Origin of the sequence: Promicromonospora sp. NPDC050880 (assembly GCF_044456525.1) — a bacterium.
In the GTDB taxonomy this organism is placed as follows: Bacteria; Actinomycetota; Actinomycetes; order Actinomycetales; family Cellulomonadaceae; genus Promicromonospora.
Window position 1 is genome coordinate 197,643 of sequence record NZ_JBITFV010000003.1, and the last position, 10,546, is coordinate 208,188.

Annotated in this window: 13 protein-coding genes; 4 read left to right on the top strand and 9 right to left on the bottom strand. The window is 72.7% G+C overall.

Going from position 1 to position 10,546, the window contains the following annotated elements:
• Positions 1-16 precede the first annotated feature (16 nt).
• The 9 genes from ACIBBF_RS07595 to ACIBBF_RS07635 all read right to left on the bottom strand — a co-directional run bounded on the left by ACIBBF_RS07595 (position 17) and on the right by ACIBBF_RS07635 (position 7,700).
• Positions 17-457 carry a TadE/TadG family type IV pilus assembly protein gene (locus ACIBBF_RS07595; RefSeq protein ID WP_397412121.1) on the bottom strand — a complete coding sequence of 147 codons (441 nt, stop codon included), beginning with the start codon at positions 455-457 and terminating at the stop codon, positions 17-19.
• Positions 454-831 (bottom strand): TadE family protein, encoded by a 378-nt coding sequence (locus ACIBBF_RS07600; protein WP_397412123.1) that lies wholly within the window; start codon positions 829-831, stop codon positions 454-456. The genes ACIBBF_RS07595 and ACIBBF_RS07600 overlap by 4 nt, the downstream gene beginning before the upstream one ends.
• 3 nt (positions 832-834) lie before the next feature.
• Positions 835-1,131, bottom strand: a complete 297-nt coding sequence (locus ACIBBF_RS07605; protein ID WP_397412125.1) for a hypothetical protein — start codon at positions 1,129-1,131, stop codon at positions 835-837.
• A gap of 87 nt (positions 1,132-1,218) precedes the next feature.
• Positions 1,219-2,142, bottom strand: coding sequence for a hypothetical protein (locus tag ACIBBF_RS07610; RefSeq protein WP_397412127.1), 924 nt, complete (start codon positions 2,140-2,142; stop codon positions 1,219-1,221).
• Between the two features lies 1 nt (position 2,143).
• Positions 2,144-3,022 (bottom strand): type II secretion system F family protein, encoded by an 879-nt coding sequence (locus ACIBBF_RS07615; RefSeq protein ID WP_397412129.1) that lies wholly within the window; start codon positions 3,020-3,022, stop codon positions 2,144-2,146.
• Positions 3,019-4,713 (bottom strand): CpaF family protein, encoded by a 1,695-nt coding sequence (locus ACIBBF_RS07620; protein ID WP_397412131.1) that lies wholly within the window; start codon positions 4,711-4,713, stop codon positions 3,019-3,021. Before ACIBBF_RS07620 ends, ACIBBF_RS07615 begins: the two co-directional genes overlap by 4 nt.
• The gene (locus ACIBBF_RS07625; protein WP_397412133.1) at positions 4,710-5,615 is read right to left on the bottom strand and encodes a hypothetical protein; all 906 of its coding nucleotides are present in this window, start codon (positions 5,613-5,615) and stop codon (positions 4,710-4,712) included. The genes ACIBBF_RS07620 and ACIBBF_RS07625 overlap by 4 nt, the downstream gene beginning before the upstream one ends.
• Positions 5,616-5,618: 3 nt before the next feature.
• Positions 5,619-6,326, bottom strand: coding sequence for an SAF domain-containing protein (locus tag ACIBBF_RS07630; RefSeq protein ID WP_397412135.1), 708 nt, complete (start codon positions 6,324-6,326; stop codon positions 5,619-5,621).
• Between the two features lie 516 nt (positions 6,327-6,842).
• Complete coding sequence (locus tag ACIBBF_RS07635) at positions 6,843-7,700, bottom strand: hypothetical protein (protein WP_397412137.1); 858 nt, start codon at positions 7,698-7,700, stop codon at positions 6,843-6,845.
• A 229-nt stretch (positions 7,701-7,929) separates the two neighbouring features.
• On the opposite strand from ACIBBF_RS07635, the gene ACIBBF_RS07640 reads away from it, so the two are divergent.
• The 4 genes from ACIBBF_RS07640 to ACIBBF_RS07655 all read left to right on the top strand — a co-directional run bounded on the left by ACIBBF_RS07640 (position 7,930) and on the right by ACIBBF_RS07655 (position 10,545).
• Entirely contained in the window at positions 7,930-8,256 is a 327-nt protein-coding gene (locus tag ACIBBF_RS07640; RefSeq protein ID WP_397412139.1) for a hypothetical protein, read from the top strand.
• On the top strand, positions 8,253-9,392 hold the full coding sequence (locus ACIBBF_RS07645) for a hypothetical protein (RefSeq protein ID WP_397412141.1): 1,140 nt from the start codon (positions 8,253-8,255) through the stop codon (positions 9,390-9,392). The genes ACIBBF_RS07640 and ACIBBF_RS07645 overlap by 4 nt, the downstream gene beginning before the upstream one ends.
• Positions 9,393-9,406: 14 nt before the next feature.
• Positions 9,407-9,691, top strand: a complete 285-nt coding sequence (locus ACIBBF_RS07650; protein ID WP_253836168.1) for a hypothetical protein — start codon at positions 9,407-9,409, stop codon at positions 9,689-9,691.
• Between the two features lie 113 nt (positions 9,692-9,804).
• On the top strand, positions 9,805-10,545 hold the full coding sequence (locus ACIBBF_RS07655; RefSeq protein WP_397412143.1) for a hypothetical protein: 741 nt from the start codon (positions 9,805-9,807) through the stop codon (positions 10,543-10,545).
• The last annotated feature ends 1 nt before the right edge of the window (position 10,546 follow it).

Below are 10,546 nucleotides of genomic sequence, written 5' to 3' on the forward strand. Positions count from 1 at the left end.
CACCCAGCTCCCCTGGTCATGACCGCCCCCGGTACGCGTCGAGCACCGACGTCCCGGTCGCGCTGATCGTCCGCGAACCGGGCGCACCGGGCAGCCCGAGGTCGCTCAGCGGCACCACGCACTCCACCCGCACGGTGATGGTCCCGACGGTCCCGAGCGGGAGCGCGAACGCGTCGGTCGTCGGCCGCACCGACGTCTGCGCGCAGCGCACGCCGGAGTTCATCAGCGTCGAGGTGGCGGTGGACGTCGCCTGTACGCCGGCCACGTCCGCCGTCCGGCTGATCGACGCCGCCCGTGCCGCCTCGTTCGCCGCCGACTGCACCACGCCCTCGGCCAGCACCAACCGCCCCGCCATCACCAGCAGCAGGGCGATGAGCAGCAGCATCGGAAAGACGACGGCGGTGTTGATCGCGACGTTGCCCTGCTCCCCACGGGTCGGATGCCGGCCGTCACTCATGGCCCCACCGCCGACGTGAAGCGTTCGACGGGCCCCGTGGCCGACTGCTCCACGCGGAATCCGCGGAAGCCGGGCACGATCGACGGCGCCAGCCCCACCACGCGCGCGGTGGCCATCTCCTCGCCACGCGTCACCGCCACATCCACGGACGCGAACGCGTCGCCGCCACGCGCCAGGCGCGCGGAGGCCTCGGCGTACCCCGACTCCACGGTGCCGCCCTCGACCCGCGCGGCCTGGACCGCGCCGTTGGCCACGGACTGGGCCGTGTTCTGCGCGTGGAACCACAGCACACCCTGCACCATCCCGAAGATGAGCATCAGGACGATCGGGTAGGTGAGGACGGTCTGGATCGAGGAGGCACCGCGCTCGTCCATGTCCTAGCCACCGCCGCCGAGCTGCGCCATGTAGCGGTCGACGAGTCCCTTGATCGCGGCGCCGAGCGCGATGGCGATGCCGAGGCCCACCACCGACAGCACGACCACCTCGATGGACTCCAGGCCCGCGTCGTCCTCGCCCGCGCGGTCGGCCTCCAGCCGACGACGGAGCTCGGCCGAGCGTTCGGCGAAGCGGCCGTTGAGGGCGTCGAAGCGACCGCGTGCCGCGGCGGCCCGCAGCGATGCCCGCGCGACGGCGCGCGACGCCGCCGACCGGCCCTGGCTCAGGTGCTGGTTCATGGTGACTCCTGGGGTGTGGTCGACTTCAACAAATGGGTAAGAACCGGCTCGTGTGACACCACGGTGTCCCACGGGGGACCAGACGGTTCAGGGTGCAGTCTGAAACATAGTGACCCCGATTGGGAAGATGAGCATCAAAAAGTACACAAAGACAGTCATGGTCCCGGGCACGGTCATCCGCACCGTCGCGTCGTGCGCGATCTGCTGCTCGACGTCGAGCTGCGCGTCGCGCATCGCCGCCGCCTTCGACTGGAGCTGGTCGTGGATCGCGGAACCCTGCGTGCCCGCGAGCTCCACGATCGAGGCCACCTCGCCGAGGGCGTCCACCTCGACCTCCTCACCCAGCTCGCGCAGCGCCACCCACGGCGCCTGCCCCTCCCAGCGGCTCCGTTCGAGCGCCGCTGCGATCCGCCGGAACGGCCACGATCCGGCCACCTGGGCCGCCGCGAACGTGGCCTGCGTGGCGCCCGCGCCCGAGATCCGCTCGATGGCCAGCAGCTCCAGGTACGTGGAGACCGCCCGGGCGAACTCCTGCCGGGCCCGCTTCGCCTTGGACCGGGCGTCGAGGTCCGGCAGGAACCACGCGCCCAGGGCGAGCACCAGGGCCACGCCGAACGGCAGCGCGACCGGCAGGCCGAGGTTGAGCAGCCCCACGCACAGCCCCAGGAAAGGCACCGCCACCAGCACGATCACCGTGCCCAGCGCCTTCTCGCCGTAGTGGTCGGTGGCGGTCTTGCCGATCAGGTCCAGGTCCGCCCGGGTCGGTCCCCAGCGGCCGAGCAGTGTGACCGGCAGCCTGCGCTGCGCCCACGCCCCGAACACCTGCGTGTAGCGCTGCGTCACGGTGAGCTCGCCACCGCCGTCCGACACCGTGACGGGCTCCACCTTGTCGTCACCGCTCAGCCGGTCCAGCGCGGACTGGAGCCGCGGCGTGGACGGCAGCAGCTCGCGCACCACGAGGAACAGGCCGAGCCCGGCCACCAGACCGGTTCCCACTGCCCAGGGCCACATGTCAGACCTCCCGCTCGTCCGGCAGGAACCGCGGGATCGGCTGTCCCAGGCTGATCTTGCGCATCCACAGCAGGCAGACCACGTAGGCCGAGAACAGCACCACCGCCACGACCTGGCCCAGCGGTGAGTCGTACCCGCTGAGGTAGCCGGACATCGCCGTCGCCACCAGCACCACGAGCGTCACGATCGTCACCCAGCGCACGGTCGCGCGGCCGGTGGATCGCTCGGTCTCGATCTCGCGACGGGCCTTGGCCTGCGCGGACAGCGACTCCGCGAGCTGGCGGAGCGCGGGAGCCACGGCCCCGGTCCGGTTGTCCGACTCCAGGATCATCGCCGAGGCGATCATGTCCGCCGAGTAGTCGTCCATCTCCTCCGCCCACCGGTACAGGGCGGGCTTGATCGGCTGCCGCGCCTCCAGACGTGCCACCAGCCGGGCCAGCGACGGCCGCACGGACGGCGCCGCGCTGTGCAGGGTTGCCGCAATACCTTGCTCCAACCCGACGGCTCCGCCGGACAGCACGCCGATCAGCGACCGCACCCACGCGGTCAGGTCGGTGAGCTTCTCCACCTCGTCGGACTGCGTGGTGGTGCGGAACAGCGCCGACAGGCCCACGAGCAGCACCGGCACGATGAGCACGAGCGACCACCAGCCGGTGACGATCCCGACCACGACGCCCGCGGCCACCCCGATCGCCAGGAGCTGCCGCTGCGCGTAGAGCGGCCCGCCCTTGGTCAGGCCGAGCAGCCGGAGCAGCCCGTGGAACGGCGGTGTGGTGCGCACGGGCCGCGGCGCCGGCTCGTACTTCTGCGCACCGACGACGACGAACCACACCCCCAGGCCCAGACCGAGCCCGGTCAGCACCGCGACGAGCGTGGTCATGAGTTCCCCCACAGCCCGTCGCGGTAGTTCAGCAGGTTCGCGTCGAAGCCCACAGCCTCCAGGTCCGCGAGGAACGACGGCGTCACGTTGGGCACCGCCCGCCCGTCCGGCCCCGGCGCGAACACGTCGGTGACGGCCACCGGGTTGCCCGCCTCGCCGCGCGTCACCTCGATCACCTCGGCGACGTACCGGTCGCGCCGGCCGTCGGCCCCGGCGTCGACCCGGAGGAAGACGATGAGGTCCACCGACTGCGCCACCTGCCGGTACGCGTACGTCTCCGACAGCGTGGAGTCCTGCACGGCCATGCCGACGAGGCGTTCGACGACGTCGCGGGCGCCGTCGGCGTGCACCGTCGAGAGCGAGCCGTTGCCCATCTGCATCGCCTGGAACATGGACACGATCTCGGGCCCGCGCACCTCGCCCACGATCACGCGGGAGATGTTGTGCCGCAGGGACTCGTAGACGTTGACGTTCGTGTTGATCTCGCCGACACGGCGTCCTGCGGTGTTCATCTCGCCCGAACCCTCACGCGTGCGCAGGGCGACCACGCGCTTGTGCTTCTCGGGTTCCAGGTGCAGGTAGAGCTCGTAGTCGGTCTCGATGGTCGCGATGGACTCCCACGGATCGAGGGAGGCGCAGAGCGCCCGCAGCAGGGTCGTCTTGCCCGACCCCTGCCCCTGTCCGGACACGACGATCGACTTGCGCGCGCGAACCGCCGCCGACAGGAACTCGGCCAGCACGGCGTCCACCGTGCGGTTCTCGCGCAGCAGCTCCAGGTCCACCGACTGCAGCCGCTGCAGACGGATCGTCACGCGCGGCCAGGGCACCACCCAGCCGACGGCGGCCAGTCGCACGCGCCCCGGCAGGTCCAGGTTCAGGAACGGGTTCGCCCGCGTGAAGGACCGCTCGTTCGCGGGATCGCGCGCCGCGAGGAACTGCAGGAAGTCGATCAGCTCCGCGTCGGAGTCCGCGATGGGCTCCGCGTACGTGCGCCGGCCGTCGCCCATCAGCAGGAGCACGGGTGCCGTACCCGTGATCTCGATGTTCTCCACGTCGGGCGTGTCGATGAGCGGCTGCAGCCGGCCGAGGCGGAACAGCGCGTCGAAGAGCGCACGCGTCACCTCGACCTGGTACTCGGTGGTCCAGTTGCGCTGGCCCCCCGAGAGCAGGGCGTCGTTGTGGTCGCGCACCACCTGCTGGATCAGCTCCTGGCCCAGCGCCTCGCGCTGTTCCTCGTCCAGCTCGCGCGTCGAGAGCGCCGTCGTCAGCCGGGAGGAGACCTCGCCGCGCAGGCTGTTGACCTGGCGCCAGAACTCGGCGTCGCGCAGCCGCGGGTTACCGGGCTGTCCGTGGTACTCGCGGCCGGCCCGGGCCACGGCACCCACCCAGGGTGAGGCCCCGTTGCCCGACGACGCCCCGCCGCGCCCGGGTCCACCGGATCCCGCGGGCGAGCCCGCGCCGTTCGGCCCGCCGGGAGAGGCGGTCCCGGTCTGCATGCCGGGGCCGGGAGCCGGGGAGGCACCGCCCGCCTGGTCCACGGTGGCGGTCCAGGTGTTCTGCGGCGCCGCCGGACGTCGGTCCGGCCCGGCCCCGCCGCCGGTCCCCGGCGTCCGGCGCGGAAGCACCGGAGCGGGAGGCTCGTCGTGGAAGATCGGCAGTGAGGACAGGTCGGGGAACTCGGGTGTGCTCACGCGCCGCTCCCCTCGCCGCCACGCCACGGGGCCGCCTGCACGGCCGGGGACGCGGACTCGCCCCAGCGTTCCGGCGGGCGACGTGGCCCGGACGTGTGGCTGCCCTCACGGGGACCGGTGGAGAACCGGGCGCGCCGCTTCTCCGTCCGGTCCTGGATCCGCGAGATCACGGGCCCGGCGGATCGCACGAGCGGTGACGTCGAGTACCTGCGGCCCGCGGGCGAGCCCACCGACAGCACCTCTGCGTTGACGGGGTCCCAGGCCAGCGAGCCCACGGTGCCGAGGCCGAGCGTGCGGGCGATCTCGGTCGCGTCGTACGGGCGGCCCGGGCCGACGGTCAGCACCGCGAGGTTCGTGAGCTCGCGGGCCGCGGCGTCCACCACGGACGTGCGGGACTTGACGAGCTCCCGGGTGACCGCGATGTCGGGCAGGCGCGACCCGGTGGTGATCAGCACCTGGTCGGCGAGCCGGACGATCGGCTCGCGGTCCTCGCGCACGACGCCGCCGGTGCCGAGCCGGCCGAGGTCGACCAGCACGTCGATGCCGCCACGCTCGAGCGCGACGAGCTGGTTGGCGAGCGGCCCCCACAGGTTGGCCACCGCGGGCGCGGTGTGCGGGCTGACGATGCCGGGCAGCAGCTTCCTGTCCGGGTCGTCACGCACGAGCGGGATGGTCTGATCCCAGAACGCGGCCTCCAGGTCACCGTGCGAGTGCGCGATGGCGAGCGGCTGCAGGCCGCGGTCGTGCGGGAGCTGACCACGGAAGTAGCCGGCCAGGATCGACGCCCCGGCCAGGTCGGCCTCGACGAGGAGGACGGGACGCGGCCACTGGAGCGCGAGCACGAGCGCGGCCGTGGTGGTACCGGGTGAGCCCTTCGCGTTGGCGAGGGCGACGAGAGCCATGACTCAGCCCTGCCTGGTGGAGTCGAGCACGAGGGCCACGCGCCCGGTGGCGGCACGGGCGGCGAGCGCGGCGGCGTTGGCCGACTCGACCTGCACGTCGATGACGACCTGGTCGCCGATGGATCCGCCGGGCTGCCCCACGCGGACCACCGTGGCGGGGATGCTGAACGGCGCACCGGCGGGTGGCTCGCCGCCGGTCGCGGGCGTCTCGACCACCCGGACGACGTCGCCGGCACTGAGCCCGGTGTCGGGCCTCTGGTTGGGCGCGAGCGCGACGCCGACGATCGACTGGCCGGCGGGCGGCCGGAGCTCGTCCACCACGCTCGCGGGCGTGAGGAGCTGGCCCTTCTTGAGGTCGGTCGCGGCGATCTTGCCCTCGTACTGGCTGATCTCATCGGCGGAGATCGGGTCGAGCAGCGCCGACCCCGTGCCCAGAGGCAGCTCGACGATCCCGATGTCGGTCGGGGTGACGGCGGTGCCGCGCGGCACGTCGTTCGTGATCGCGAGCACCTCGTACGTCCGGCCGAGCGTGCTGACCAGGTACACGGACGCGAGCACGCTGAGCGCCACGAGCGCGAGGCCGAGCGCGATGAGCGCCGGACGGCGCCGGGCGCGCGTCGGCTTCAGCGGCCCGGGGGGTGCGGGTCGCTGGGGTCTTGTCGCGGACCTGACCTGCTGGTCCTGGCTCGCGACCTTCGTGCCACTGCTCACCGTGCCGTCTCCTCCGACCCCGCCGGCGGAGACCACCTCGGGTACCCCCGGGGCGGGTCCCGTCGCGGTTCCCTTGCGTGCGTCTGTCTCCACCGTGCTCCTGCCCGTGCTGGCCGAGGATCTCCTGCGGTCGTCACGATGTGACGCCGCTGGTAATCCTCGACCACGCGGGCGGACCCGGCAGGTTGAACGCTAATCAGGCTGGGTGGCGCCCGCTAGGTCAAGGAGACTTCAAAGTTGTGGAGATGACTTGAATATTGAGTGACCCTTGAACGATCCGACCCTTGCCCGCCGATACCACAGCTGTGGTGTTGACTGCGCAGGTCAGCACGTGGGAGAAGGCTCCCGCACCGCACGTGCCGCCGACAAATCACAGCGCTGACCTGGGTGTTCACCGGCTGATGGCATCGCGCGCACCAGTCCGCGGACATGACGAGAGGGCCCCGCTGGCGGTGGGGCCCTCTCGCGATGAGACGGACTTCTGACGACCTCTGGGCTTCACGCACCCCCCAGTGCTCAGCCCTTCGGCCGCCGTCGTCGCTCATCGTCCCGTTCGCCCGGCTGTCCCCCAGACAGACCACCGGACTGAACGGCTTCCGCCAGCCGTCGCACTGCGCGACTCGCCCGCTGGCGCAAGGCTGCGTGCGAGATGCCCAGCTCATGGGCCACCCGCCGCTGGTAGTTCCCGCGACCCGAGCCGAGCTCGGCGTACTCCGGGAGATCGGGGTCCGGCGCGTACAGGCGCGCCAGGAGAGCTGCCTCGTCGCGCGTCAGGGCGCCCTGGTCGAGGCCCCACGCGATGACGTCGAGCACCTCGCCGGTGGTGCCGAGCGAGAAGCTCGCGAGCGAGTACACGGCGTCGGGCCCGGGGTCGGGCGTCGCCGGCCGCTCGAGCACGGTCAGCGTGCTCGTGTCGGTGGGTATCTCCGCGACGCGGGGGCCGCGGCTGGCACGGCCACCCTGCGCGTGCGGCGCACGGTCGCCGACGACGCGCGTCAGGGTGTGCCCCTGCAGGCGCATCGCGACGCGCCCGCTGCGCTCGAGGTCGTAGTGGGTGATCGCGTCCCACATCGCCGCGGCCGCCTCCTGCTCGAGGTCCTGCACGTCCGGGTAGTGGCGGCGCGACCGGCGCACGATCGTGCGGACGGCGGGGAGCATGCACTGCAGCACCGCGCGGCCGGCGGCGAAGCTGCCGCGGGCGTGCTCGACGATGAGCGCGTACAGCACCTCGTCGGCGTCCGCGGGGGCGAGCCGCACGGAGTCACCGGTGCGCAGGCCCGCAAGCTGCGGGAAGCGCGCGACGAACCGTTCGATCTCCGCGGCGAACGACCGCGTGCGGACCAGGTCGGCCCAGTCGTGGTCAAGCTCTCGCATCAGCGTCCCTGACGCCGGTGCTGGCGTGCGTGCAGGCATGGCGGTTCCCCCCTCCGGTCAGCCCGAGTCCAGTCGGGAGGTGTTGCCCGCCACTGTTGCCCGCGGCTCCCGTGGGCATGTGACCTGCGTCACACCCGTTGAAAACCCGGACATCACCGATGTCACACGAACTCGTCACCTGCCATTTGTGATCGGCAGACACAGGAGACGGAGAAACGGGAGAGGCGAGATGAGCAAGGACGAGCTCGACCAGGCGCCCGGCGCCGGACTCGGCAGCACCGACCTCGGCGGCGCGGGCGTCCGCAGTGCGGATCCCACCCCGGACTTCGACCACACGTGGTCGCTGCTCCGGGACACCGCGGAGGTGCACGCGGCACGCGGCGAGCTGGCCCCCCTGGTGGCCGACATCGTCGCCACCCTCACCGCGGACCCGCTCGGCGACGAGGACACGACGACCCGCCTCACCGAGGCGCTCGACAGCCCCCGCGTGCGCAGCGCGCGCGAGGCCCGTGCGCGCATCCAGGCGGACCTGCAGAACGAGGTGCGGACCCGATGAGCTCGCTCCTCGTCCGCCGGCGCGGCAAGAAGGCCGCCGCACCGGCAGAGCTGCCCGCCCCGGCGGACGGCACCGGCGTCGGCGCTCCGCGCGCCGGCGGCTCCGCGCGGCCCGCGACGCCCCCCTCGTCGTCGGGCAACGGTGCGGACGGCGGGGACGCTCCCCCGCAGGTGGTCGAGTGGTCCAACGGGCCCGCTCTCGTGACCAAGGCGTGGGGCGCCCTGCTGGCCCTCGCGCTGCTGGCCGGGCCCGCCGCCCTGGCCTGGACGCTGCTGCGCCCCGAGCCTGCCCCGGTCGCCGCGAGCGCCGGACCGGCAGACACCGCGGCCCAGGCCGCGGCGAACGAGCGGGCCGTCGAGCTGGTGGAGACCTGGCTGCGGGCGGACAGCGACGACCAGCAGCTCCTCGCCTCCCTGACCAGCGCCCCGGTCGGCACTCTCCCCCAGGAGGGCCTGACCATCCGCGACTCGTCGATCGCGCAGAGCGAGGCGGCCGAGGACGACGTGTGGTCGGTGACGGTCGGCGTGGACGTCGCCGAGCCGGCTCCCGGTTCGACGCCCCCGCCCGCAGGGCAGCCCGAGGGCGAGGGGGCCGAGGTCGCACTCGTCTGGGTGCGCCGCTACTTCCAGGTTCCCGTGCTCGTCGAGCGCACCGACACCAGGTACTCGGGTCCCGACCTGGCCGTGGCCGCCCTGGCGCTGCCCGCGCCCGTGCCCGGCCCCGCGGCCGCCGAGCCGCCGGACCTGGACTACCCCGAGACCATCTCCCCGACGTCGGCGGCCGGCCAGTCCGCTGCCGGGTTCCTCGCGGCCATGGTCGCGGGCGAGGGCGAGATCACGCGCTACCTCCAGCCGGGCACCACCATCCCGGCGATCACCCCCGCGCCGTACGCGGCCGCGACCGTCACGGGCATCAAGGGATCGCACGAGATCACCGACGACCCGGCCGACGGCGACGGCACGCACGCCCTGACCACCGTCGAGCTCACCCGGCTCGACGGCCAGAAGACCACCTCCCAGTACGTCCTCACGCTCGTCGCCCGCGACGGGCGCTGGGAGGTTGCCGGCGTTGAGCCGGCCGTCCGTATCGACACGACGCCATCCGGCACGAACGGCTCCGGCACCGCCGGGGAGTAGCGAAGGAGAGAACCATGATCAACGAGATCGTTATGGCCGACGGCTTCCTCGACCTCATCACCGTCAAGTCCGAGGAGGTGAAGAGTGCCATCGAGTCGGTGACCTTCGTGGTCGTCATCCTCATGGTCGTGATCACGGCCGTGAAGACCAAGATGTCGATCGCGGCGATCCTGATGTCCGCGATCGTGGGCGGCATCGTCCTGTGGCTCGTGAACGGTGGCATCAACGTCACCTCGGAGCTGGCCCGGGACGAGTTCGACTCCGCTCCGGCGATCGTGAACACGCAGACGGTTCTCTGACCCGCGGGACGCAGCAGGACACGGGTCAGACACATGGGCATGGCGCTGGGGGCAAGGCACAGGGTTCGGCCGGGCGCTCTCGCGCGCCCGGCGCGTGGTGAGGAGGGTGTCCGGTGACCGAGACCGCGAAGTTCTACACGAAGGCCCGCCGCATTCCCATGCTCGTGGGAAAGCTGCCCAGCGGCGGGCGCATCTGGGGCGGGCCGTACACCATCACCCAGGTGGGCGCGGGCGCCGTGGTGGCGTTCGCGCTGTGGCAGACCGCTCCGCTGTGGGCCCGGCTGAGCGGCTTCATGAACATCGTGGTCGCGGTGGGCCTGGTGGTGGGCACCGTGTGGGCCACCGGGAAGCTGCCGAGCTCCGGTCGCAACCCGGTCGCGTTCGTCATGGACGCGATGAACCTGACGTCGAGCCCCGGGCGCCTGGTCGGCGGGCAGGTGGCGCTGCCCAAGCCACGGCTGATGACCCACCGGGTCATGGTCGTCGTGCCCGGGTCCGCGCTCGGCCCGGCGCGGTACGCCGAGGCACCGGGCGGCACCGCACATGCTCGGCCGGCGGTGCCCGACGCCGGGACGCACCCCGCCGTCGTCCGCCCCGTGCCGACGGAGCTGCTCCCCGAGCTGACGGCTCGTGGTCCCGCGGACGCGACCGTCGAAGGGCGCCGGCTGGACCCGCAACCCGACCCGCAACCCGCCCGGCAACCGAGCAAACGTTCACCGGCGGACTGGGCCGCAGCGGCCGCCGCGGCAGCGGCCGACCGCAGGAGGTCCGATCTCACCGGCGTCGGCGAGCTGCTCTCCGGCACGCCACGCACCCCTGACCGCACCGACCAGCCGACCCCGCGAGAGGACTGAG